A 26,811-nucleotide genomic window follows, 5' to 3' on the forward strand; every position below is an offset into this window, starting at 1 on the left:
TGATTATGACTAAAGCAGAATTAATAAGAAAACTTGCGAAAAATTCGGGTATCCCTGATCAGGATGCGAAGATATTTTTTGAACTTCTGTTAAAAAGAATCTCTTCGGATACGAAAATCGGACAATCATTATTTCTGAGTGGTTTCGGATATTTCCACTTGATTAAAGGAAGTATCAAAAAACCGGCATTTAGTTATAGAGATAACGAAGTATCAGAAGAAGAAATTGATCTTATCTTGTTTTCTGAAGACAGTGATCTAAAAAATTCAAATACTAAAGGATTAGTATTTAGTATTCCTTTTACCGATGACGACAATTTCCACCCGATTGACACTGCTTTCAGCCTAAGTATTGGTAAACCTTTAATACCATTAAGAGGTGTTCCTTTTGATGATATTTATATTCCAACTTCGGGATATGAATACAGAAGACTGATTGAGTCCAAAGTAGATAAGGTTGTTACAAGCGCTGTAGTAGCTGAATTAGCAGAAAATTTTCCAATTCTTGTTATTGATGCAAGGTCTTATAATTCTAATCAGATTCAGTTAAAATGGAATGACTATACTGATACTGAAATATCTGATGAGAAACTGCCTGATGAACAAACTGTTCAGAAATCTGAATTAAGTGAATATGAAAAACAAACCCAGGAACTTAAAAACATCGCATGGGATTTTGGTGAAGATTTATCTAAGCAGATTGAAGTGGAATCCATACTTGACATCGCTGATGAAAAGATTAGTTTCGACTTAAATCAAAAAAAGGAAGAACTCATTCAAGATGAGATAAAGCAAAAAGAATTTAATGAAGAGAAAACTGAAACTTTAATTGAAGATTCTTTTATTGAAATTGGTGATGCAGAATTGACAAAACCTGTTGAGGTTTCTTTATCAGAGAATGTTGATAATGATTCATCACAAAAGTTGGATGAATTGTTGAGCTTTGATGAAAATACAGATGAAGTAAAAAGTGAACTAACGGAGATTATTTCATCTGAATCTGCAGAACCGGTTTTAAGTCAATCAGATATTTCTGAAAATAATAGCGATTTACTGATTGATGAATTAAATATTGATGAAATGCAAATTGATGAAGTTACCGGGCAGAATATAGAAATAATTGAAACACCTGATACTGCTGAAGATAAACAGTTCTGGGAGAATACATCAAAGTATTTTGAAACATATACACCCGATAAAACACAAGCAGAAAAAGAAAATGACGAAGCTGTTATCTCATCTGATACTGAACAAGTGATAGAAAATCCTGATTACTCAGAAAAACCTGAGGAAGATATTATAACTGAACTTGCTGAAACTTATGATGAGAATATTAAAGAAGCACAAGCAGAAACTAATAGAATAGAATTATCTGTTGATGAATCAGAAGACGAGGATAAAGAAGATGTTAAGGAACAAACTGAACAAAAAGCTGAATATTATGAACCTGTAGAAAGAAAAAATTATCTTCCATTTATCATTTTCCCTTTGATTGTAATTGTACTTTCTCTGGCTCTTTATTGGTATCTGGAATTTTATCAGAAGAAGGGAAATCCGGTTAGAAATATTAACATAAGTCTTAATACAGCCAATACAACTGTTATTAAAAGAGATTATGATATTCCAGTGTCAATTCCTTATCCAGTTCAAACTGAAGAAACTACTTTAGAACAAAACACCATTGCTTCAGAAGAAATTGAAAAGGAAGAAGTAAAAAAAGAAGAACCTGTGATAAATGAAAAGACTGAGAAACAACCCGAGACAAAAATTGAAAAGAAAGAAGTTAAACCGGAAGTACCTGTTAAGATTCCCGAATCAAAACCATTAACAACGACTTCAACTATAACAAACAATAAAGCATTAAATGTTGGAAACAACATATTTAAATATGGAGACCATTTTGTTGTTCAGGTTGCATCTTTTAGGGTTAGTTCAATCTCAGAAAATGAAGCAGGGAAATACAGGAACAAAGGTTACAATGCTTTTGTAGAAACAGCTGAAATTCGGGGACGTGGTATCTGGTACAGAGTAAGAGTTGGGAATTTTTCTACAAAAGAAGAAGCTCAGAATTTTATTAACAAAAATATAAGACCATAAATTTATTGAAGGAATAATATGAACCTATTTGATATTTTTCTAAAAGGCGGACTAATAATGTGGCCAATTCTTCTTAGCTCTATCATCGGTCTGGCTGTTTCTATTGATCGTTTTTTGATGTTAAGAAAAGCTAAAATTAATGTACCGGCTTTTATGGTAAGGATTCGCGGATTTATTAAGAAGAAAGATATTTCAGGCGCAATTAGTTATTGCATTGAGGAAAAATCTCCGGTTGCAAATATTGTACGGAAAGGATTAAACAAATACAGGTACGGACACGATAGAGTAAAAGATGCAATTGAAAACGCCGGCAGTCAGGAAGTCAGTAAACTGGAAAAAGGACTTTCGGTGCTTGCTTCGGTTGCTGGTATTGCTCCTTTGCTTGGTTTCTTAGGAACTGTTACCGGTATGATACAAGCTTTTATGACAATTGAAGAACTGGCTGGAGCAGCAAATCCAAGTGATTTAGCCGGAGGAATATGGGAGGCATTAATCACAACTGCTTTTGGATTGATTATTGGAATACCAGCTCTTGCACTTTACAATTATTTTTTAGGAGCTGTAAAAAAACTTGTCGGTGAGATGGAAACAGTTGCTAATGATGTGATTGATGTTATACAGGATGAAGGTAAAGGTGATTCTGAGAGTGATGATGAAGTAGAAATGGAATTATAGGTAATCAAATGAAATTTAAATTATCTAAAGAGCCGTTAAGCATTTTTGCTTATTCATCTTTAACCGATATTGTGATGCTGTTGTTAATATTCTTTTTATTAACATCTCATTTTGTAATACAAACCGGAGTTAAAGTTAAATTGCCCGGTTCAAAGATGAACGAAAGATCTCAGCCATCGCAGATGATTGTTACACTAACTGCTGCAGGTGCAGTTTTTGCGGGAGAGGAAGAAGTAAATATTGATCTGTTATCGGCAAAATTGAATGAATTAAAGACAAAAACAAATGAAGATAATCTGATAATCCGTGCTGATAAAACTGTTTCAATCGATCTTGTTATTAAAGTTATTGATGCTGCTAAGATTTCTAATATAGAAAAGTTTACAATTGAAACTGAAAAAGAGAATCTATAAAAATGCAAATATCAATTCAAAATATTAACAGGTTTTCTTATTCTGCTTCAATAGGATTTCACTTAATTCTATTACTTATCTTATTGATTGTTAACATCTCATTTGAATATCAGCCAAAAGATTATGTTGAGTTATCCTTTGGTACTACCGGTGGAACCGGATCATCTGGAACTGAAGGTGTTGCATTTGATGAAAGACTTGAGAAAGCAGAATTACAACAACAGGAAACTACCAAAGAAAAAAATCTTGAAGTGAAGGAAGTTGAACTGCCTAAGGCAAAGAATACTGATGTTGCTGATGTTAATCCTGCAAAAAAAGATAAAGAAGTTAAAAAGGAAACTACCAGTCAAACAGAAGAAAGAGTAAGCAATAATCCGCCTGGTGATAAAAAAGGAAATTTAAATCAGGGTAGTGGTGATTTTGGTTTCCATTTTGAAGGCGGCGGACTGGGAACGCGGAAAATTTACAGTTATGTTATTCCAACTTATCCCGAAGGTGTTAATAAAGAAATTGATATCAGATTGAAGTTTACAATTAAACCTGACGGAACGGTAGGCTCGATATTTTTGTTGACAAAAGCTGATACCAGACTTGAGAATGCTGCAATTAATTCATTATGGCAATGGAGATTTGAACCATTAACAATAAATCAGGCTCAAACTGATCAGACCGCAATTATTGTTTTTCCTTACCGCTTACAGTAGGTTCTTCTTTGTAATAAAATTTATAAAAGAAAAACTCAATTAATGTAAGTAAAGCAAGTGAAAAGGTATCTCTGTCGAAATGGAGACCCAATCCTTCCTGTTCCATAATTAGTTTTGCTATCATTCCTGTTATTGACCAGCCAACCGCAAAGAAAATTCCAATAAATGCTAAATTTTGAAAACCAGAAGCAAGGTTATCATCCTGCCATTTTTTAGTAAAGATTACAAGTGCAAAAATAAGATGACAAAAGAAAATTAATGCAGTTACCATTTAAGTTATTTTTCCTCTCTTAATTTTCTGTTAGCCAGACTCATACCGAAAGCACCGCCAATTATTCCAAAAACTGTATTGATAATAAAATGACTTGATAAGAACATCAGTAAATAACTTAATGAAAATCCGGTCTTTTCAATTTTGTGTGCAGCATTTCTCATCATTTCTAAAGAATCACCGAACAAAGAATCCAGATCCCATTGCTGGATTATAATCTCTGACTGAGGTAAAGTTTGAATAAAGTCGTTAGTTCTGGTTATATAAGTTATTAGCATCTCAAAAATAGTTATAAAAACTGTTGCTGTAAGACCAGTGAGAAAACCAAAACCAAGGGACTTGTTAAGTAAAACCATCTCGTTTGAATTACTAATTTTTTTATCCAGTAAAATACTGAATGCTGCTGCTGCCGGTATAAGTAAACAACAACTAAAATTTTTTATTCCCGGAACTGTTGAAAGAACTGCTGCACCAAATCCGGAGACAATTACCGGTAGATATTTTTTAAAATTCATGGATTCTTTTTCTGTAAAAGTAAATTTTCAATTGCACTTAAAATATATAGAAATACGATTGAACCGAAAAATAAACCGGTAGCTGCTGAGATTATTTTATTATAATTATAAACTTTAAGTGTTGTAAACAATACATCAGCTAATAACGGTAAAGAAAAGAAAACAAGAAGTTTTGTTTTAATCTTAAAAGATCCGTTTATTAAAATAACAGCTAATGCAGTTAAAGCTGAACCCAAATATATTCCACTGCATCTTGCACAAACCAAAAAGTAAATATTGCTGCAAGTAAATGACTTATTAATATCCTGATGACAAACTACTGCATAGAATTGCTTTTGAAATGGATAAACAGTTTTGAATAAGTTGATATCAAAACAGGGAGAAATAATACCTGTTAGCCAAATAACAGATAAGACAAATAAAAACAATCTAAATAATATCAGTTTTCTCTGAACAGGTAATTCCAATAAACATCAATCAATTTTGGAGAAGACTAAAATATTTTTATCAGTAAGAATATAAAGTTTACTGTTTAGAATAATAGCCGAACTGATGTTTGTATTCTCAAAGGAATAATTTAAATCCAGCCTGGTTACATTGCCGGTGCTGGATTTAAGATTAGAAAAGAAAACATTGTTGTTTACATCAGTTATGATCAGATTATTAAACAATATCCTTATAGATTGAAGTGTATTTTCAAATTGAAGTTTGGTAATACCATTGCCAAAGTTATCAAAGATAAAAATATCTCTATTATCAATTACATAGATGTTGTTAGCAGATGAAATTGCAAGTTGTGAAGGATTTTTAAGCTGAAATTTGCCTGCATCAATACCGCCGAAGTTCTGAAAAAAATTTCCGTAGATATCAAATTTAATTACTCTTCTGTTATCAGAATCAATCAGGTAAAGGTCTCCCTGATTTGAAACCGCAACACTTAACGGAAAGCCAAATTGTTCTTCTGAACTGCTGTTTTCATTTCTATTAAATGAAGAAACGAAATTTAAATTCTTATCAAATCTTTTAATTGAGTTATTATTCTTATCAGAAACATAAACTGATAAAGGATCGGCAAAGATATCAGCAGGGTCATCAAATGAATCGTTTGTCCAGCCATATCCGCCAAATGTTTTTAAAACATTTCCTAAAGTATCAAGTAAGATAATTTCATCATCGCCTTTGTCACAAACATAAATTAATCCATTTGCAGTTATGTAAAATGAAACTGCATTATTAAAATCACCATAAGAATCATTAATCTCAAATTTTTGAGCCGGAGTAATAACACTTAAAAAAACTATTAATACAAATATTCTGTACATATAAACAATTTTATTGATTAACATCTGCAAATTAAAACAACATTCTTCTTAATCTCAAGGGATAATTGCTTATCGTTAAATTGCATTTATAGGCTTCAATAGATATATTTGTTCCCACAAAAACAGAGAAAAATCTCATTGTCCCGTGGTGTAATTGGCAACACGTCTGACTCTGGATCAGAAGAGTTCAGGTTCGACCCCTGACGGGACAACTTGAAAATCTGCATTGAATAATAAAAGAGGTTTCTGAAAAAATCCGGTTTATCATATTTGAATAAACAAAAATCTTTTTATTATTTGTAAGATGCCCGCTTTAGTGTGGATGACGATTACTTCATAATTTTTTTTTCAGAGGTTCTTAATAATTAACAGGTAGCAGATTCAATCGTTATTTTTTTATTTTTTACTTACTCCCGGCGCGTTCGTCTAGTGGCTTAGGACACCGCCCTCTCAAGGCGGGGATCACGGGTTCGAATCCCGTACGCGCTACAAATTATTTATAAGCAATTATTATTTAAGCGGAGCCTTCCGCTTTCTTTATCATGAAACGATTTGAAAAACATATTTTTGTGTGTGAAAATTCAAGACCTGCTGATCATCCGCGCGGTTGCTGCTCTCAAAAAGGAAGTCAGGTAATAAGGGAATTGCTTAAATCAAGATTGAAAGAATTAGGACTGGGCTCAACAATTAGAGCAAATAGCAGCGGCTGTCTGGATGCTTGTGAATTTGGTCCTTCGATTGTTGTTTATCCAGAACAAGTTTGGTATGGCGGAGTTAAGAAGGAAGATGTTGAAGAAATCATTCAATCACATTTGATTAACAATGTTCCGGTAAAAAGGTTGTTTATCAATCATCCTCTTTATTTCAGAGATAATGAAACAGACAAATAAAAATCTTACTGTAAAAATTTTTGATATTTTAAAAAAAGAATATCCAAGAGTTAAACCAGCTTTAGAGTTTTCTAATCCTTTTGAGTTGTTAATCGCGACTATTCTTTCAGCACAATGTACTGATGAAAGAGTTAATGTTGTTACAAAACCTTTATTTAAAAAATATAAAACCCCGGATGATTTTATTAAGTTGACCAATGAGCAATTGGAGAAAGAGATTTATTCAACCGGATTTTATAAACAAAAAGCCAAAAGCATTCTGGCTTGCTGTAATACATTAATCGAAAATCATAAAGGTAAGGTGCCGGCAGATTTTGATGAGCTTGTGAAATTACCGGGTGTCGGAAGAAAAACAGCTTCAGTTATTGCAGGAAATGCTTTTGGCATCCCAGCTATTGCCGTTGATACACATGTTAAAAGATTGTCCAATCTGCTTGGTTTTGTGAATACACAGAATCCTGATAAAATAGAAATTGAGCTAAAAGAGTTATTGCCTAAATCATATTGGATTGTTTCTTCTCATTTACTTGCTGTACACGGCAGAAGAATTTGTATTGCCAACAGACCAAAATGTGATCACTGTGTAATTTCTGATTTGTGTCCAAGCTATAAACCTGAAAAAATAATTAAGAAGAAATAATGGATATTCATACAAACAGGGATTATTGTCTTAGTCTTCTTAAAGAATTTACAAAAGGTGAAAGCTTGCTTAAACATGCATTTGCAGTAGAAACCTGCGTAAAAGCTTATGCGGAAAAATTTGGTGAAGATGTAAACTATTGGGGTAATGTTGCTTTGCTGCATGATTTTGATTATGAAAAATATCCTGCACTAACTGAGCATCCTTTTAAAGGTGCTGAAATACTAAAAGAAAAAGGGTTTGAAGATAATTTTATAAAATCAATTCTATCTCATGCCGACTATAGCGGTGAATTAAGAGATACTTTGTTAAAAAAAGTGCTTTATGCCTGTGATGAATTAGCCGGATTTATTACAGCAGTTACTTATGTGCGACCTTCCAAATCTATTGATGAGGTTGAAGTATCTTCGGTTAGAAAAAAAATGAAGGATAAAGCGTTTGCAAAAGCAGTAAATCGTGAAGATATTATTAAAGGTGCTGAAATCCTGAATATTCCTTTGGAAGAGCATATTTTGTTCTGTATTGAGGCGATGAAGAAAAACAAAGTAGCATTAGGTTTATAGTTACTTTTCTGAAATAGATGAAAAATTATGGAATATGTTCAGTGCTTTACTATTGTCAGATTATTTTAGAATATGTTAATTATTAACCGGAATTTACAAAACACAACTAATTTAAAGACTTGACTATTTGATAATTAGATACCATTTTTGCTCAAAAATTCGGAGAAACTTTAGAGATTTTTGCTACAATACTGATAAAACCATATTAGATTTATTCTTATTATAAAAATTCTATGTAAATGAAAAGCAAGATCTCGATAATTCTGTTTCTCATCACCACATCTTTTATATATCCTCAGAGTGATGTTAGAATACTTAGTTCAGATTTTAATTCTGTAATTATTGAGTATTCTCCATTTTACATTGATACTTCGATAGTTTCAGTTGAAGGGCAGCAATACAGAAAGACAGAATTTCTTTTTGCTTCGATTAAAAATAATGATCACTGGGGTTCACCGATGATTTTGGAACGTAGGCTAAGTGTCGGCGTTCCATCAGAATTTGGGAATACAATTGAAATTATTTCTTTTGCATATAAAGAATTAGCCGGAAGTCTAATTCCTGTTCCTACTCCGGTTTTTGATACTCTTTCGATTTCATATCAGTATAAACAAAGCTCAGATTATTTGACTTTCAGATCTCCCGAAGAGATTGTTGAATTTGGTGAATTTGGAATGGTAAGGGAAATTGCTTCACAAACAATTAAAATTAATCCGGTAAGATTCGAACCATTGGATAGAAAGATAAGACTTTATACTAAAATTCTTTTCAGAATAAATTTTTCAAAGAATGCGGTCATCTCTTCGATACCTGCAGGGGATTTTCTGGATGGTGTGATTCTTAATTATGATGTTGCAAAGTACTGGAATCATAGCGTAACAGATAAACACCTTAATAAAAAGGTAACAGCAAATTCGGTTTTATCTACTGGTAAATGGATAAGATTTGAAACAGAAACCGAAGGAATCTATAAAATAGGTAAGTCAGAGTTATCTTTATATGGAATTGATGTCAATACTGTTGATCCGCGTACTATAAAAATCTATAACAACTCCGGGAAAGCACTACCTGAATTAAATTCAGCTCTGAGACCAGATGATTTAAATGAAAATGCAATTCTTGTTGTTGGTGAAGAAGATGGAAGGTTTGATGACAACGATTATATCCTGTTCTATGGAAGAGGAAATAGTTTTTGGGATATTGATTCAGATAATATTTCAGTTAAGAGATTTTTCAATCCATATTCCGCAAAAAATTATTTCTGGATAACATCAGGCGGACAAAATGGAAAACGTATGCAGATCAAAACAGGTTTGATTGGAACTGCAAACTACACTCAGACAAATACTGTTGCTTTTGCTGATTGGGAAATTGATAGAATAAATATAGGAAAGACCGGGCGTCAGTCTTTAGGTGATAATTTTTCTGCTTCAATTGTATCCCGTTCTTACACAAACAATCTTAATGGAAGAATTGATACCACTCAGATAAAATACAATTTCAGATTTGTTGTTGCTGCTCCTTCAGCTATGAATGTTAATATTACTGAAAACGGGACTTCTATATTTCAACAGAATCTTGCCGGCTACAGCGGAGATTACAGAGTTGGTAATCAGCATTTAATTAATGCAGTCTTCAACAATCCGCTGTCTCAGAACAGAAGTGTTTTAACCATAACTGCTAATCCGTCAACAGTATCAACAATATTATATCTGGATTATTTTACTATTGAATACCAAAAAGAATTACAAGCATTCTCAGACAAACTGTTATTTTTTTCCAAATTAAATACCGGAATAACCGAGTATAAACTGAATGGATTCACATCTTCCAACATAAAAGTATTTGATATAACTGATTATGCAAATGTTAAACTGGTAAATAACTATTCAATGTTAAGCGGCGGAGAGTGCTGGTTTCAATTTGAAGAATCAGCATCAGCAAGAACAAAATATTTTGCTTTGGGTAATGATAACTTTAATGCTCCGATTAATCCTATTGAAATTCAGAACTCTAATCTTCGCGGCGAAGAAATTGGTGCAAAGTTTATAATTATTACACACAAAGATTTCAAAGAGGCAGCTAACATACTAAAGAACTATCGTGAAACTAAGGCGCAAGTGCCAATATCAACTTATGTTGCTGATATAGAACAAATATATAACGAGTTTTCCGGAGGATTACTTGATCCGACAGCCCTCAGGGATTATCTGAAGTTTGCTTATGAAAATTGGCAGATTAAACCAGAATATGTTCTGCTTTTTGGAAAAGGGACTTATGATTACAAGAACCTTGAAGGTTATTCCGACAACTTCGTTCCAACCTGGCAGACGGTTGAATCGAATATCTATATAAATGGCGGTAATTCATTTACCACTGATGATTATTTTGTCCGGATAGTAGGTATTGATGACAAAGTTGATTTAGCATTAGGAAGAATAACTTGTGCCACTCCTGCAGAAGCTAATATTTTTGTAAATAAAATAATTAACTACGAACAAAATAGTGAAAAAGGTCTTTGGCGAAATTTAATTACTTTAGTAGCCGATGATGGATTAAAATCTGATGGAACTTACGAAGGGTCTGAACATACCGATCCTTGCGAAAAACTGGCAAACATCTACTTTCCAGGCTCATTTAACTTTAACAAAATTTACAGTGCTGCTTATCCTGATGTTATTACCGGGCAGGGCAGAAGAAAACCCGAAGTTAACAAAGCAATAATAGATGCAATAAATAATGGAACATTATTTCTTAATTATATCGGACATGGAAGTCCTGAACTTTGGGCTCACGAGGTTATTTTTGAAAAGAGTGTTGTCTTACCTCAGCTTAACAATGATAAATATTTCTTTTTAAGTGCAGCCACTTGCGATTTTGGATATTTTGATATTCCAAATTATAAAAGTTCAGCAGAAGCATTGTTATTCTTGCCTAACTCAGGCGCAATCGCTACATATACTGCAAACAGAGTTGTCTTTTCTACCCCAAATCACAATTTGAACTTTCTATTTGTTCAGTATTTGTTCAAATCACAAAGGGATACATTAAACCTTTCTATTCCAATTGGTAAAGCCTCACTAAAATATAAAGAGGATCATTTTACTATAAATGATATGAAGTATAATATTTTTGGAGATCCAACTTTAAGATTACACATACCTCAGTATTTTTCATCAATTGATTCAGTCAATGGGCAAAATCTTGCAGTTGACGTGCAGATACAAGCCTTAAGCAAAGCAGTAATAAAAGGGACGATATTAAAACCAGATAACACTCCCTGGTCAGATTTTAATGGTGAAGGAACCTTAACTGTTTTCGACTCAGAAAGGCGCGCATTACTTTCTCAAATAGGAAATTATCCGGTTAACATTCCCGGGGGAGTAATCTTTAATGGCAGAGTTTCGGTAATTAATGGGAAGTTTTCAGCGGAGTTTGTTGTTCCAAAAGATATTTCTTATGAGAATAAAAACGGCAAGGTAATTTTCTATTTTCTCAATAATGAATCAGATGGATTGGGTTATACAAATAAAGTAATTATAGGCGGTACTGATTCGTCTGTTGTTAATGATGGGAAAGGACCAAATATTGATATTTACTTCGATGATATCTCTGCTAATAATGGATATTTAGTAAACCAAAATCCTAAACTAATTGTTAATCTTAGTGATGAGACCGGATTAAATACTACCGGCACCGGTGTTGGGCATAAGTTAGAAGGAATTTTGAACAATGATAACACAAATCCAATTGATTTTACTAATTATTTTACAGGGGATTTAGATGCTGGAGGAAAATCAGGTACGATAAATTACAGATTTTCTTCAATAATGAACGGTGATTACCAATTGCTTGTTAAAGCCTGGGATGTATTTAATAATCTATCAGAGGAAGAAGCCTACTTTTCAGTAGTTGACGGAAATGATCTGATTGTTAGGGATGTTTATAACTATCCAAATCCGTTCAGCGATAGAACGCAGTTTACATTTCAGCAGAATCTTTTACAGCCAATTGATGTTAAGATCAAAGTATATTCAATAGCAGGAAGACTTATTAGTGAAATTGAAAAAAATAGTATAAATGACAGGTTTGTTGTTATTGATTGGGATGGCAGGGATGCCGATGGTGATAAACTTGGCAATGGTACTTATTTTTACAAAATAATAATTAAATCAACTGACGGTTCATTTACAAAAAGTGTGCTTGGTAAGCTATCGGTTGTTAAATAGCAGAACATAATTTTTTGTGTTTCGTTAGACAATAAATAACTATATTTATAAACTAAAATAAATTGTAAATAATATATACTCAATTATTTCGGAGGATAACTAATGAAAATAATTCTCAGACTTACGATGATCAGCTTGTTGATGTTAAACTTTGTCAAGGTTTCGTATGCACAAGGTGAAGCTGCTGTTCCGTTTTTATTACTTGCTCCTGATTCCCGTGCCGGCGGTATCGGAGAATCCGGCGGAGGTCTGGCAGATAACTCATCCGCTATTTTCTGGAATCCTGCAGGAATTGCATTTCTTACCGGAACAGAAGTTAGTATTACACATAGTAACTGGCTGCCTCAGTTTAAACTTGATCTTTTTTACGATTATTTAACTTACAGACAATATTTTGAAGAGCTTGATGGAAGTGTTACTGCAAGCATTACATATATGAATTTTGGAGAATTTGTCAGAACTGGTGAAGTTGATCCTACACCGATTGGCACATTTAGATCTTTTGATGCAGCATTGACTCTTGGATATGCTACTAAACTCTCTCCTGATTGGGGAATTGGTATTAATGCAAGATTAATCCATAGCAGACTTTCTGATAAGCCAACCGCAGAAGAAAAGGGCAAGGGTGTTGCAACATCTGTTAGTTTTGATATAGCTGCAATGTGGCGCCCTGCAGAACTTTTTATTCCTTTTACTGATGAGGATATTGGTGGCAAATTGAGTATTGGATTAAATCTAAGTAACCTTGGTCCGAAAATTTATTACATTGATAAAGCACAAGCTGATCCGATACCAACTAATTTCAGGTTAGGATTTGCCTATCAGATTATTTCAGATGAATTTAACAGTTTGATCTATACCCTGGATTTTAGCAAACTGCTAGTGAGAAGAATTACAAAACAGGTACCTATTGAAGGAACTGATTCTACTACTACTGTTTCAACTTCTGATGAATGGTATAAAGCAATATTTACTTCCTGGGCTGATAAACCAATCAGTGAAGAGCTGAGAGATATTGTTACATCAATGGGACTTGAATACTGGTATGGTGAACCCGGTGATTTTCTGTTTGCTCTTCGAACTGGATTTTTCTATGAAGATCCATCATACGGCAACAGAAAGTTTTTAACCTTTGGTGCCGGGATCAGATACGATATTTATGGATTTGATTTTAGTTACATAACTACTTCAGTCTTTAAGAATGGTGAAAATCATCCATTGTCGGATACTTTGAGATTTACTGTCTTAATTGGATGGGGTGCTGTTCCTGAATCAACAAGAGGTTTACCAAGGGGAATCTAAAATCTTATGTTAAAAAAAGTTCTAACCCTGATAATTTCAGTTTTTACTTTGGGCAGTTTATCTGCCCAAAGTTTTATTGGAAGTCTTAATCCACATCCTGTTCAAAAAAAAGTTATTGATGCTGTTGATACTGTTAAGATATTGGCAGTAATGGTAAATTTTCAGGAAGATAAAGATGGAACAACTTTTGGAAATGGAAAATTTGGCTCTATCTATTCTCAGAATTATGGCTCAAATATCCTTGATCCTTTACCACACGATAAAGATTATTTTGAATCGCATCTGACTTTTGTTAAGAACTATTTTCAAAAAGTTTCCAACGGAAAAGTTCTAATACAGTTTACTATACTGCCTGATACTTTTTCAGTCTCAAAAACTATGCGTAATTATGCACCTGCTCCTGGTTCGAATGACTTAACACCAATTGGAAATTTTGCACAGGAAGTCTGGAATAAAACTGATCAGTTAAATCCAACTTTCAATTTTTCAGATTTTGATTTGTTTCTAATATTTCATGCTGGAGTTGGACGAGATATTTCATTACCCGGCAGTCTTGGCAACGAAAGAGATTTGCCTTCAGTTTATTTGAGTGAAACTACTTTAAAAAATATTTATGGAAACAGTTTTACCGGTTTTCCTGTTCTGAATGGATCGTTCGCTATTACAAATAGTATGATCATTCCTGAAACTGAAAGCAGGGAACTTGAAACACTAACCGGAAAATTTTTATTTGAAATAAGTATTAACGGACTTCTTGTTGCAAGTGTTGCAAGTCATCTTGGATTACCAGACCTTTTTGATACTGAAACAGGCTATAGCGCAATTGGCAGATTTGGATTGATGGATGGACAGTCAATTTTTGCTTACAATGGGTGTTTTCCGCCTGAGCCATCAGCCTGGGAAAAAATATATTTGGGCTGGGCAGAAGCAGAAGTAATAAATCCCGGAGATCATTTTATAACTTTAGCAGCTAAACTAGCTTCTTCAGTTTCGGATACTGTTATTCTTAAAGTGCCGCTTAATTCGTCTGAGTATTTTTTAATTGAAAACAGACAAAGAGATGTTAATAATGACGGGGCAAATCTTGTTTATAAATCAAATGGTAATATTATAAACAGAAAATTTACTAAGGATACAACAGGATTTTACAGCTATGATACTGATTCTTTAGCAGGAGTTGTGCTTGATGTAGATGAATTTGATTGGGCTTTACCGGGTAACGGAATTGTTATCTGGCACATTGATGATAATGTTATAAATGAAAAGTTAACTGAAAATAAAATCAATACAAATAAAAACAGACGCGGTGTTGACGTTGAAGAAGCAGATGGCATTCAGGATATTGGAGAAAAATTTGTAACGATTTTTGGTGATCAGGTCATTGGTGAAGGAACTTATGAAGATTTTTGGTATGCAGGTAATAAAGCGTTACTGTATAAAAATGTTTTTTCAAAGACTACCCGACCTGACAGCAGAACTAATACTGGTGCAAACAGTTTAATTACTATTAAAAATTTTTCTGCTGTTTCAAATAAAATGTCCTTCAAGGTTGAGTATGGTGACTCAATAATTAAACCATTGTTTTCATTTGGTATAACAGGTTTACAAGATATTACAAGCTTAACGGGTTTTGGGATTGATAATAAATTCTTTGCAGTCAATTCGAATACTTCTTTGCAAGTTTTTAACAATGATTCTCTTTTATTTACTGCCTTTAACTTTTCCGACTTTAAACCTGCATCATTCAATATCGGGAATACAAGTTATTTGGTTGGCATTAAACAAATTGATACTGTGCAGCAGTATCCATCAAGAATTAATATCATCGGCTTTGATGGAAACCAATTCAATTCATACTCAGTTGATGCTGGTTATTTTTTAACAACTACACCGGTTGTAAGAAAAACAATTACTGAATCTTATCAGGTTTTAGCCGGTACCAACAACGGAAAAATTTTAATATTTAATTTTAATGACCTGTTAAGCGGAAGTGCTGCTGCAACTGAACAACCAATTGAAGACGGCACAGAAATAACACAAATAGCATCTGTTGATTTTAAAATATTTGCTATCGGAAGTAAAAATGGAGCTGATTCAAATTATGATTTTATTTATTCCGATGGGAAGTTAATTAAGTTTGATGATGAAAAACTTTTTAAGCTTGCTGTTGCAAAAGATAATAAAGGAAATGATTTGGCGATTGTAACTTCAGAAAAGAGCGGTAATTATTTTGCTAATGTTCTATTGTCTGAACAGATTATCAATAAATTTGAATTACCTTCATTACAATCAGCAGTTAACTATTCTCTCGCTGATATTAAAAATGACAGGAATATCTATCTTGTTACTGCATCAGATACAAAACTATATGCTTATTCATTAAATGGCTCAATGGCGGATAACTTTCCATTTATCTCAAAATCATCTGAGACTTTTGAAGGGATAGCTCTTGCAGCAGATATTGAAGGAGATAGCAAATCTGAAATTATCTTTTATACAGATACAGGCAAACTTTATTCAATTGATGGAGGAACGGGAAAAATTGTAAACAGTTTCCCGATTTCATTCGGATATGAATTAAGTACTTCTCCAATTTTATTTTTAGCTGACAATAAAATAAATATTGCCGGAGTTGATACTACTCAATCTTTTAAAGGATGGTCAATTTCAGGCACAGAAGGAAGATTAGATTGGACTGACCAATTTGCCAATCAAATGAATCAATCATTTATAACCAATGCACTTGCAAATAATTCTGTAAATGAATTTTTTCCAGAGCGTAAAGCATATAATTATCCTAATCCTGTTTACGGAAATCAGACTGCAATAAGATATTATGTTAGTGAAGATTCCAAAATAAATATTAAAATATTTGACCTGGCAGGAGATTATGTTGCTGAGATAAATGATAATGCTCAGGGAGGGATGGATAATGAAACTTTGTGGAGTGTAAATGATATTCAAAGCGGTGTTTATCTTGCCAGAATTGAAGCTGCAGGTTCAAGCGGTAAAACAGAATCAGTTGTAATTAAAATAGCTGTGGTAAAGTAATTTCTTTTTCCAACTAAATAATATCTTTATGAAACTCTTATTCTCATCTTTAATTATTGTTTTAAACATAAATATTTTTGCACAGTTCACTGAGTTTCATCCCGAGCTTGATTGGTACACAATTAAAGGTAAATATGTCGAAGTTCACTTCCATGATGGCGCTGAAAGAACTGCACAGGTAGTACTTAAAATTGCTGATGAAGTATGGGAGCCTATTTGTTCATTATACGGATATCAGCCGGATAAAGTGCATTATATTATTAAAGATATTGATGATTATTCTAACGGTGCTACCTATTTTTTTGATAACAAAATTGAGATATGGACAAGTGCACTTGATTTTGACCTACGCGGTACACACAACTGGTTAAGAAATGTTATATCACACGAATTTACTCACATGGTTCAGATACAATCAGCAATGAAAACTACCAGAAGTATTCCTGCTGTTTTTTTGCAGGTGTTATCGTACGAAGACAAAAGACGTCCGGATATTCTTTATGGTTTCCCTAATTTTGTCTTATCATATCCGTTGGCTACTGTAAATGTACCCGCCTGGTTTGCTGAAGGTACAGCACAGTATATGCGGACTGAATTTAATTATGATAATTGGGATTCACATCGTGATATGATTTTAAGGTCTTATGCACTTGAAGGTAAAATGCTAACCTGGAATGAAATGGGCGTATTTGGTAAGACAAGTCTTGGTAATGAATCAGTTTACAATTCCGGTTTTGCATTAACCAGATATATAGCTCAAAAGTACGGAGAAGATAAGTTAGGTGATATTACAAAGTTACTTGGCAGCTTTGGTAATTTTACAATTGATGCTGCAATGAAAAAAATAATAGGTGTAGATGGTGATGAGCTATATGATGAATGGAGTAAATTCCTGAAAGAAGATTATCGCAGACGAAGTGAAAAGGTTTTATCTGATTTAATAACCGGTGAAGAAATTGGCAAAGAAGGATTTGGAAATTTTTATCCTGTTTTTTCAAATAACGGAAAGAAAATTTATTACATCTCAAACAAATCATCAGATTATTTTGCTCCGGCGGGAATTTATGAATATGATATACAGACTAAAGAAGAAAAAAATATTACAGTAAATGTAAGATCAACATTTTCTTTCATACCAAATCAAAATAAAATTCTTTATGCAAAGATAACCGATGACAATAAAAACTGGTACAATGTTCATGATCTTTTTATCTATGATCTTGACACTAAAAAAGAAAAAAGACTTACTTACAACTTAAGAGCTAATAATCCTGCAGTGTCAAATGATGGAAAATCAATTGTGTTTATTTATCAGAAAGACGGTACAACAAATCTTGGCTCTGTTAATATTGATGGCTCAAACTTTAAGCGGTTAACTTTTTATGAGAATGGAGAGCAGGTCTATAATCCAAAGTTCTCACCGGATGATTCGTTTATTATTTTTGATTATTCTTATGGTAATACAAGAGATATTGCTAAAGTAGCTGAGTCAGGCGGAAATGTTGAGTTCTTAATCGCTACAGATAAAGATGAAAGAAATCCTGTCTTTGATAAAGACGGAAACATGATTTATGCTTCAGATAAAACTGGAATATTTAATCTTTACAGATACAGCTTTTCAGACGGTTTATCAGAGCAGTTAACAAATGTAATTGGCGGCGCATTTATGCCTGCGATCAATAATTCCAATGATATTGTTTATGCAGGTTATACTTCATCCGGTTATAAGATTTTTAGAATAACTTCGGATGAGCAAAAGAAAGTAAATGAAAATAACAATTACTTTCAGACATCAAATCCTCCTTTAAATACTAATAAATCATTCGGGGATATTAACAACTTTAACATAACTTCGTTGATTAATTATGAGGATAAAAATATTGACTGGAAAGAAAAAGAAACATACCGCGGTGCCTTTTCCAGAATGACTTTTTTCCCATTCCTGCGTTTTGATAATTACAATACCGGAAATACATTCATGGAAAAAATTAAACCCGGTGTATTTGTAACTACCGATGATATGCTAAACCGGTATTCGCTCTTTGCAGGCGGTTCTATTAATTCAAGAATGGAAAGAGATCTTTTTCTTGTTTTTGATTTTAAAAATAAATTGCCATTAGTAAGTTTGTTGGGTTTACGACCAGAGCTTTCTCTTGAATTATACAGCATCAGCAGAAAAACTAATGTGGATGTTATGTTTGGTGCTGATACAATCGGCAATGTTGTTAACTATGATTTTATTATTCCTACTGATGTTACTTATAATTTGTTTGAAATTGATTTTATAATTAACCACCGATTATTTTCCAGAAATCAAAATCTGCAGCTTAAGTATGTTTATAGTAGTTATACAGCAACTTTGGGCAGCTTCTTTTTACCTGATGCTGATAATACTTTATATCCCACAACAAAGGATAATTATTTTAACGGACACAATCTGGAAACAAAATTCACCTGGCGGGAAATTCTTCCAACTAAGGATGATGAAATAAATCCGGTTGGAATGGATATCAATTTTACATATAACTATGAGTTTAATGACTTTAATGATAAAGGTGAATATACTGTTGAAGATGGGATATTGAAACCTTTATATTCAAATTTTAACTTTCATAGGGTTGAATTAAAAACCGGATTTTTTCTGCCGGTTTATGATTCGCATACATTAAATACAACATTAAGATTGGGTTCAATATTAGGACCGGAAAAGCCAGACTTTTTTGATTTCTATCTTGGTGGATTGGTAGGAATGAAAGCTTATCCTTTTTATGCAATCAGTGGTAATGAAATAGCATGGTTAAACATTACCTATCGCTTTCCGCTGTTCAGAAATATTGATACAAAAATCGGACATCTTTATCTCGATAAGATATTCTTTTCAATTGGAGCTGATATTGGAAATGCCTGGAACGGTGATATTCCTGGACTTGATCAATTTAAGAAAGGTATCGGAGCAGAATTAAGAATTCAGCTTAACTCTTATTATCTTTTTCCAACAAGCATTTTCTTTAATGCATCCTATGGTTTTGATGAGTTTACAAGAGTAGTTAATAATGAATCAATTAAGTATGGCAAAGAATGGAATTTTTATGGCGGAGTTTTATTCGGGTTTGAAATATTAAATTTTAATCAATCACAGCATAGAAGATAATAACGGTGGAAGTATGAAAATGTTTTTGTTTATGTTTTTAATTCTTTTAATAAATTCTGATTTATTTGGACAGGAAAATATTTCTTTTATTCAAACCGGGAACCTTAGTTCAGATGCAAAGCAAATACTGCAATCATACAAAGACTCCAACTTACCTAAAATGGTTTTACAAAGTGAAAATAAAAAATCACCATTTCTTGCCGGTGTTCTTTCTTTGGTCGTTCCTGGAGCTGGTGAAATTTACTCTGAGGAATATTTAAAGGCAGGAATATTTCTTGCTATTGAAGCGGCTGTTATTACTACTGCTGTTGTATATGATAAAAAAGGAGATGATAAAACAACGGAATTCCAGAATTATGCTGATGCATATAATAATCCTGAACATAATTGGAGCGTTGTTAGATATGCACAATGGTTGGTTGAGTATGAGCATAATAACGATCCGGATTTATTGAGCAAGATTATAACAAGCAGTGATGAATCTTTACCCCCATGGCAGAGAGTTAACTGGGCTGAATTAAATGCTGCAGAAAAAGGCTCGCATAAATTACCCAAACACGGCGAACAGCAGTACTATGAATTGATAGGGAAGTATCATCAATACTCATCGGGGTGGAATGATTATACCGGAGGTGTGAATAATGATCAGATATCACCTAACTTTTTATTTTATTCTTCTATGCGCGGCGATGCAAACGATTTATATTCGATTGCTTCAACTGCAGTAATAGGAATTTATGTAAATCACTTTTTGAGTGCGCTGGATGCTGTTTGGTCTGCGGTAAGCTTTAATAAAAATTTAGTTGTTCAGCTCAGAATGGAAAATATTCAGCTAACTGATAGAGCAGTATTTTATCCAAAAGTTAATTTGAGTTTCAACTTTTAATAGTATTTTAAATTTTGGTATAGATTAATTGTAAGTATTAGTGCTTTAATTCAGTTTCTTTACTCCTTTCATTACAAAGTCTTATTTGCTTATTTTTCCAATATGAAATTACCAATTGTTGCAATCGTAGGACGCCCTAATGTTGGCAAATCAACACTTTTTAATCGCCTTATTGGTAAACGCGAGGCAATTGTAGATGATCAGAGTGGTGTAACGCGTGATAGAAATTATGGCGATTGTGAATGGAATGGAAAAATCTTCCACATTATTGATACAGGCGGATATGTACCTGAATCATCCGATCTTTTTGAAACTGCAATTCGTGAACAGATTGAAGTAGCTATTCAAGAATCTGATTCAATTATCTTTTTAGTTGATGTTAAAGATGGAGTTAATCCGGTTGATAAAATTATAATAGATATTCTTCGTCAGTCAGGCAAGGTTTTCTTTCTTGTAGTCAATAAAGTTGATGCTGAAATGCATGCGATAGCAGCAGCGGAATTTTACTCCTTAGGTATTGAAAAAATATATGATATTTCTGCATTGAGCGGAAGAAAAACCGGTGATCTTTTAGATGATATTACAAAAGATTTTCCGACTTATGATTTAATAGAAGAAGATAAAAGGTTAAAGATTGCGGTTGTAGGAAGACCAAATGTAGGAAAGTCATCTCTTACTAATGCACTGCTTGGAATTGAAAGAAGTATTGTTACAGATATTCCGGGAACAACACGTGACAGCCTTGATTCGGTTTTAAAATATTACGGAGAAGAAATTGTCTTAATTGATACTGCAGGGTTAAGAAAGAAAAAGAAAGTTGAAGAGAATATTGAATTCTTTTCCAACATCAGAACTTTTAAGGCAATAAGTGAATGTGACGTAACAGTACTGATGCTTGATGCACAAACCGGATTTGAAAAACAAGATCAGAAAATAATTGATGAGGTTGTGCGCTGGAGAAAAGGGCTGATAATTGCAGTTAATAAATGGGACCTTATTGAAAAAGAAACAAATACTGCCAGAAAATTTGAAGTAGCTATTAAAGATAAACTCGGCACGGTTGATTTTGCTCCTTTAATTTTTGTTTCTGCACTTACCAAACAAAGAATTTTTAAGATTATTGAACTTTGCAAAAAAGTGCAGAGTGAAAGAAGCAAAAAAATTCCGACATCCGAATTAAATGATGCTGTTTTACCTGAGATTGAAAAAAATCCGCCGCCGGCATCTCCAAGCGGTAAAGAAATAAAAATAAAATTTGTTAATCAGGTTGGTGAATACTATCCGATATTTTTATTTTTTACCAATTATCCAAAACATATTCCAGATCATTACAGAAGATTTCTTGAAAGAACATTAAGAAGAATTTATGGGTTTGAAGGAGTACCCATAACGGTTAGTTTTAGACAAAAATAATTTACTAATATGAAAGAAAATTTATTCATTGTCGAACATCCTATTATCAAAAGAGATGTTACAATACTTAGAGATAAAAATACCGAGTCAGAAACATTTCGTGCTGTATTGCAACGGGTTTCAAACTTACTTGCCGCTGAGGTTTCAAAAAAATTTTCTTTAACCGATATTATAATTGAAACTCCGCTTGAAACCGCAAAGGGAAGCAAGCTTACCAATGAAGTGATACTTGTGCCTGTTTTACGCGCCGGACTTGGAATGGTTAATGGTTTTTTACAAATAATTCCTGAAGCAAAGGTAGGGCATATTGGTTTACAGCGGGATGAAGAAACTTTGCAGCCTATTGATTATTATTATAAAATCCCTAAAAATCTTGCAACAGCAGAAGTAGTAATGCTTGATCCGATGCTTGCTACAGGCGGCAGTGCATCAGAAGCTATCTCTTATCTTAAAAAACACGGAGCTAAAAATCCCGTATTTGTCTGCATTGTTGCTGCTCCGGAAGGCGTAAAAAAACTTCAATCAAAACATCCTGATATAAAAATATTTGCTGCTGCTCTTGATAGAGAACTTAATTCCAAAGGTTACATTTTACCGGGTCTCGGCGATGCAGGTGACAGAACATTTGGCACGCTATAGATTTATTTTGTTTTTGTTTTTTCTGCTGTGTGTTTTACCGCAGTCAATCCTTCCTCAAACTTATCCGGATAAGTCTGTAAATCTATTTATTAAAAACGGAATTGATCTTATCATCAAACAGGAATATGATCAGGCAGAGAAAGTTTTTTTACAGTTAGAAAAAACACATAAAGAAATACCGCTCGGTAAAATTTATCTTGCAGCTGTTTTAATAGCAAGATCGTATGATTATCAAACGGAGTATGATCACGATAGAATTACTTCAAATCTGGAAGATGCAAAAAAAATCTCTGAAGGGTTATTAAAAAAAGATCCTGGTAATATCTGGAATAAATATTTTTATGCTTTAAGTGAAGGGTATTCAGCTTATTACGATGCACTACGTGAAAGGTGGTTAAGTGCTTTTTCAACAGGTGTAAATTCAGTTTCGGCATTTGAAGACTGCCTGTTCTCTGAACCGGATTTTTATGAAGCAATGATAGCTTTGGGCAGTTACAAATTCTGGAAAAGCAAAAAAACTGAATTCCTTAGCTGGCTTCCTTTTATTGATGATGAAAAAGAAATTGGGATTTCTTATTTGCAAAGTGCAGTTAAACATTCCGGATATAATTCTCATCTTGCGGTTTATTCGCTTATTTGGATTTACATTGAGCAGGATCAGTTTAGTAAAGCAATTTTGCTTGCTGAAAATGCTCTGAAAAATTATCCTGAATCAAGAATGTTTAAATGGGGTTTGGCAAGAGCATTGGAGGATAGTAATCCTGAAAAATCAATATCTGTTTATTATGATATCTTAAATTCTTATCCCGTTTTTTTAAAAACAAATAAGATAAATTTTGTAACATTGAAGCACATCATTGCTCAGCAATTGGTAAAACTAAAACGCTATGATGAAGCACTGGAAATTTGCAATGAAATCCTAAATTTGAAAGGATTTACTGATTTTGAATATGGTAAACTTGAAGACAGAATCGAACGGGTTAAAGACCTTAAAAAATCGCTCGACAGTAAATAATCTATGAATCAGGGTATTTCCTGTCACTTTAACAAGTCATCAAAAAAAATTAAATTAGTTACAAATTTAAAACTTGTCCTTTAAACAAGAATCATGGCTATAGAAAATCCAAAATATCAGAAGATGCTTGATAACCTGATTAAGGTTAGTAAAAGAAATCTGTCTTCAGTTAATGAATCTTTACTAACTAAAGCATTTGAGCTGAGCCTTGAAGCCCATAAACATGATTTGCGTGCATCGGGTGAGCCTTATTTTACACATCCTTATGAAGTTGCAATGGTCGTTGCTGAAGAATTCCCGCTTGATGATGTTACAATTGTAAGTGCTTTGCTGCATGATGTTGTTGAAGATACCGAATATACTTCTGATTTTTTAAGAAGAGAATTTGGACAGGAAGTATTTGAAATTGTTGATGGCGTTACCAAGATAAGCGGAATTTTCAGAGGGCACGAAATAACCAAAGCAGAAAACTACCGTAAACTTTTACTTTCGATGGTTAAGGATGTCAGGGTTATTCTTGTAAAGTTTGCTGATAGACTTCATAATATGAGAACTCTTGAATTTGTTAATCCGGATAAACAAAGGAGAATTGCTCAGGAAACATTAGAGATATATGCTCCGTTTGCTCATAGATTTGGTCTTGGAAAAGTTAAGTGGGAACTAGAAGATCTTGCATTCAAATATCTGAACAAAGAAGCTTATGAAGAACTTGCCCGAAAATTAAAATCCAAAAGAAAAGACCGTGAATCGTATATTAAAAAATTTGCTGAACCAATTAAGCAAAAACTAAATGAAGCAAATCTTAAATATGAATTAAGCGGAAGACCAAAGCACCTTTACAGCATCTACCGGAAAATGGTCAGAAGAAATAAACCATTTGAAGAAATCTATGACCTTTTTGCAATTAGAATAATTCTTGATACGAAGAATAAGAATGATTGTTACACAACACTTGGTATTGTAAATTTGGTTTATCTTCCCGTTCCAGACCGGTTTAAAGATTATATTTCAATTCCAAAGACAAACAACTATCAATCAATTCATACTACCGTTGTAGGACCTGTAGGCAGGTTAGTAGAAGTTCAGATAAGGACACAGGAAATGCATGAAGTTGCAGAAAAAGGAGTTGCAGCGCATTGGAGATACAAAGAAAATAAAACTGCTACTGATAATGAGCTTGAAACCTGGGTTAACTGGATACGAGACATTTTTGAAAATACCTCCAGAGATGACCAGAGAAAAGAATTGATGGAAAGTTTCAAGTTAAATCTTTATCAGGATGAAATTTATGTTTTTACTCCAAAAGGTGATTTAAGAAGATTACCTGTCGGTTCAACTCCGGTAGATTTTGCATTTGATATTCACAGCAAGGTAGGATTTCATTGTATCGGTGCTAAAATTGATGGTAAAATAGTTCCACTTGATACACAATTGCAGAGTGGTGATCAGGTTGAAATAATCAGTTCAAAAAATCAGCATCCGAATAAAAACTGGATTAAATTTGTAAAAACTCATAAAGCTAAAAATGAAATAAGAAAATGGTTAAATAAAGAGGAGCAGCTAATTGTTGATAAAGGAAGTGAAATCTGGGAAAAGAAATTAAAAAAGTTAAAGCTTACTTTTACACCCGATGATGTTCTTAAATTAGCTCACTCAAATAAATTTGATAATACGCGCCAGTTCTTTAAAGCGATTTCGCAGGGAACAATAAATATTGATGAAGTTCTAACTGCAAGCTCACAAAAAGAAGAGAAAGAATTTGAGAAAGAAATTGAGTTTAAGAAATTAGCAAATACTTCACGAAGTGATATTGGCGGAATTTTAGTTGATGGTAAAAAATCCGGGATTATGTACACTTATGCCAAATGCTGTAATCCAATTCCAGGTGATCCTGTAATCGGATACATTACCGTTGGAGAAGGAATAAAAATCCATCGTAAGAATTGTGTAAACCTTATCAATCTTTCATCAACCGATGCGGATAAACTGGTTAATGTTCAGTGGCCAGAAGTCGAAGGGTCATTATTTGTTGCGGGTATTACGCTAAAGGGTAAGGATAGACCCGGAATCCTGAATGATATTTCACATTCTATCGTTACATTTCAAAATACAAATATCAAATCGCTAAACATTAACACAAATGATTCTCTGTTTGAAGGAAGTGTTACTCTTTATGTAAGTAATCTGGATCATTTAAACAGAATAATGGAGAGATTAAAAAAAGTAACAGGTATTTATTCTATTGAAAGATTTGAATCTGCATGAGTTCTGTAATTACTGAGTCAAGAATTATGGCTGTTGATTTTGGTATTAAAAGAATCGGTATTGCATTGTCCGATTCGTTAAAACTGTTTGCTTATCCACATGTTACTTTGGCAAATGATTCAAATTTTTTTAATGAGTTAAAAAAAATTGTAGAAGAAAAACAGGTTGAGGAAGTTGTTCTGGGCATTCCTGCAGAAAACAATGTATCAAAAACATCTGTGGTTAAAAATATTGAAAAGTTTAAAGAAGAGCTGAAGAACAAAATTAAAGTAAAAATTATTTTATGGGATGAATCTTTTACTTCTTCAATTGCCCAGCAGAAAATACTGGAATCAGTTACTAAAAAGAAAAAAAGACAGAATAAAGGATTGATCGATATGTATGCTGCAGCAGTAATCCTGCAGGAATATCTGGATTCGATCAAAACCGTTTGACTTTGCATTCTTTACGGTTTATTTTTTCCTATCAAAAAATATATCTGGAGCAAACAATTGATTGAAAAATCTCTCGGCATATTTGAAACTAATAGTATATCTGCATCAATAAAAGCCTTATCAGTTATTGTTAAGGAGAATTCTTTAGATATTATCAATAAGCAGGTTTTAGGTGATGGTATCGTAGCATTAGTTTTTACAGGTAATTTAGGAGCAATGAAGAAAGCTTTTAAAATCAGTGCGGAGCATTTAAGTGCTTCAAGTGAATTCAGGGCTTTTCACATTATTCCAATGCCGCATAAAAATTTACTTACTTTATTTGGTATCAGAGGTTAAA

At 33.1% G+C, this 26,811-nt stretch carries 22 protein-coding genes and 2 tRNA genes; 20 read left to right on the forward strand and 4 right to left on the reverse strand.

All coding sequences use genetic code 11. The features are described 5' to 3' along the window. Positions 1-5: 5 nt before the first annotated feature. Genes ROY99_09150 through ROY99_09165 form a run of 4 tightly spaced genes read left to right on the forward strand, consistent with a single transcriptional unit; the run spans position 6 to position 3,888 of the window. Positions 6-2,096 (forward strand): SPOR domain-containing protein, encoded by a 2,091-nt coding sequence (locus tag ROY99_09150; protein ID MDT3696548.1) that lies wholly within the window; start codon positions 6-8, stop codon positions 2,094-2,096. Positions 2,097-2,114: 18 nt separating this feature from the next. After that, entirely contained in the window at positions 2,115-2,771 is a 657-nt protein-coding gene (locus ROY99_09155) for a MotA/TolQ/ExbB proton channel family protein (GenBank protein ID MDT3696549.1), read from the forward strand. Positions 2,772-2,779: 8 nt separating this feature from the next. Beyond that, the gene (locus ROY99_09160; protein MDT3696550.1) at positions 2,780-3,184 is read left to right on the forward strand and encodes a biopolymer transporter ExbD; all 405 of its coding nucleotides are present in this window, start codon (positions 2,780-2,782) and stop codon (positions 3,182-3,184) included. A gap of 2 nt (positions 3,185-3,186) precedes the next feature. Beyond that, positions 3,187-3,888, forward strand: a complete 702-nt coding sequence (locus tag ROY99_09165; protein MDT3696551.1) for an energy transducer TonB — start codon at positions 3,187-3,189, stop codon at positions 3,886-3,888. Here ROY99_09165 and ROY99_09170 read toward each other — a convergent pair. Genes ROY99_09170 through ROY99_09185 form a run of 4 tightly spaced genes read right to left on the reverse strand, consistent with a single transcriptional unit; the run spans position 3,860 to position 5,996 of the window. Beyond that, a complete protein-coding gene (locus ROY99_09170) occupies positions 3,860-4,159 on the reverse strand; it encodes a hypothetical protein (protein ID MDT3696552.1) in 300 nt (99 codons plus the stop codon). The two genes, ROY99_09165 and ROY99_09170, sit on opposite strands and share 29 nt — an antisense overlap. A 5-nt stretch (positions 4,160-4,164) precedes the next feature. Then, the gene (locus ROY99_09175) at positions 4,165-4,674 is read right to left on the reverse strand and encodes a hypothetical protein (GenBank protein MDT3696553.1); all 510 of its coding nucleotides are present in this window, start codon (positions 4,672-4,674) and stop codon (positions 4,165-4,167) included. Then, on the reverse strand, positions 4,671-5,141 hold the full coding sequence (locus tag ROY99_09180) for a DUF2085 domain-containing protein (protein ID MDT3696554.1): 471 nt from the start codon (positions 5,139-5,141) through the stop codon (positions 4,671-4,673). The genes ROY99_09175 and ROY99_09180 overlap by 4 nt, the downstream gene beginning before the upstream one ends. Positions 5,142-5,147: 6 nt before the next feature. Then, complete coding sequence (locus tag ROY99_09185; GenBank protein ID MDT3696555.1) at positions 5,148-5,996, reverse strand: NHL repeat-containing protein; 849 nt, start codon at positions 5,994-5,996, stop codon at positions 5,148-5,150. Positions 5,997-6,135: 139 nt separating this feature from the next. Here ROY99_09185 and ROY99_09190 point away from each other — a divergent pair. From ROY99_09190 to ROY99_09265, 16 genes are all read left to right on the forward strand, one after another. Then, positions 6,136-6,208 (forward strand) — tRNA-Gln (locus ROY99_09190). A 203-nt stretch (positions 6,209-6,411) separates the two neighbouring features. Beyond that, a tRNA-Glu gene (locus ROY99_09195) sits at positions 6,412-6,485 on the forward strand. A 53-nt stretch (positions 6,486-6,538) separates the two neighbouring features. Then, positions 6,539-6,886, forward strand: a complete 348-nt coding sequence (locus ROY99_09200; GenBank protein ID MDT3696556.1) for a (2Fe-2S) ferredoxin domain-containing protein — start codon at positions 6,539-6,541, stop codon at positions 6,884-6,886. Further along, a complete protein-coding gene (gene nth, locus ROY99_09205; protein MDT3696557.1) occupies positions 6,870-7,526 on the forward strand; it encodes an endonuclease III in 657 nt (218 codons plus the stop codon). The genes ROY99_09200 and nth overlap by 17 nt, the downstream gene beginning before the upstream one ends. Then, positions 7,526-8,089: an HDIG domain-containing protein gene (locus ROY99_09210; GenBank protein ID MDT3696558.1), complete on the forward strand. Its 564-nt coding sequence runs from the start codon at positions 7,526-7,528 to the stop codon at positions 8,087-8,089. Before nth ends, ROY99_09210 begins: the two co-directional genes overlap by 1 nt. Positions 8,090-8,328: 239 nt before the next feature. Then, the gene (gene porU, locus ROY99_09215; protein MDT3696559.1) at positions 8,329-12,318 is read left to right on the forward strand and encodes a type IX secretion system sortase PorU; all 3,990 of its coding nucleotides are present in this window, start codon (positions 8,329-8,331) and stop codon (positions 12,316-12,318) included. 102 nt (positions 12,319-12,420) lie between these two features. Continuing rightward, a complete protein-coding gene (gene porV / locus ROY99_09220; protein MDT3696560.1) occupies positions 12,421-13,620 on the forward strand; it encodes a type IX secretion system outer membrane channel protein PorV in 1,200 nt (399 codons plus the stop codon). Positions 13,621-13,626: 6 nt separating this feature from the next. Beyond that, positions 13,627-16,671, forward strand: coding sequence for a T9SS type A sorting domain-containing protein (locus ROY99_09225; protein MDT3696561.1), 3,045 nt, complete (start codon positions 13,627-13,629; stop codon positions 16,669-16,671). A gap of 28 nt (positions 16,672-16,699) precedes the next feature. Beyond that, entirely contained in the window at positions 16,700-19,822 is a 3,123-nt protein-coding gene (locus ROY99_09230; protein MDT3696562.1) for a biopolymer transporter Tol, read from the forward strand. 13 nt (positions 19,823-19,835) lie between these two features. Next, on the forward strand, positions 19,836-20,708 hold the full coding sequence (locus ROY99_09235; GenBank protein ID MDT3696563.1) for a hypothetical protein: 873 nt from the start codon (positions 19,836-19,838) through the stop codon (positions 20,706-20,708). A 102-nt stretch (positions 20,709-20,810) separates the two neighbouring features. Next, on the forward strand, positions 20,811-22,121 hold the full coding sequence (gene der / locus ROY99_09240; GenBank protein MDT3696564.1) for a ribosome biogenesis GTPase Der: 1,311 nt from the start codon (positions 20,811-20,813) through the stop codon (positions 22,119-22,121). 9 nt (positions 22,122-22,130) lie between these two features. Then, the gene (gene upp, locus ROY99_09245; protein ID MDT3696565.1) at positions 22,131-22,760 is read left to right on the forward strand and encodes a uracil phosphoribosyltransferase; all 630 of its coding nucleotides are present in this window, start codon (positions 22,131-22,133) and stop codon (positions 22,758-22,760) included. Continuing rightward, positions 22,735-23,775 (forward strand): tetratricopeptide repeat protein, encoded by a 1,041-nt coding sequence (locus ROY99_09250; protein ID MDT3696566.1) that lies wholly within the window; start codon positions 22,735-22,737, stop codon positions 23,773-23,775. The genes upp and ROY99_09250 overlap by 26 nt, the downstream gene beginning before the upstream one ends. A gap of 93 nt (positions 23,776-23,868) precedes the next feature. Continuing rightward, positions 23,869-26,040, forward strand: a complete 2,172-nt coding sequence (locus tag ROY99_09255) for a bifunctional (p)ppGpp synthetase/guanosine-3',5'-bis(diphosphate) 3'-pyrophosphohydrolase (protein MDT3696567.1) — start codon at positions 23,869-23,871, stop codon at positions 26,038-26,040. 26 nt (positions 26,041-26,066) lie between these two features. Continuing rightward, positions 26,067-26,474: a Holliday junction resolvase RuvX gene (gene ruvX, locus ROY99_09260; GenBank protein MDT3696568.1), complete on the forward strand. Its 408-nt coding sequence runs from the start codon at positions 26,067-26,069 to the stop codon at positions 26,472-26,474. A gap of 57 nt (positions 26,475-26,531) precedes the next feature. Next, positions 26,532-26,810 (forward strand): BMC domain-containing protein, encoded by a 279-nt coding sequence (locus ROY99_09265; protein MDT3696569.1) that lies wholly within the window; start codon positions 26,532-26,534, stop codon positions 26,808-26,810. Position 26,811: the final 1 nt, after the last annotated feature.

Source organism: Ignavibacterium sp. (assembly GCA_032027145.1).
Lineage (GTDB): Bacteria > Bacteroidota > Ignavibacteria > Ignavibacteriales > Ignavibacteriaceae > IGN3.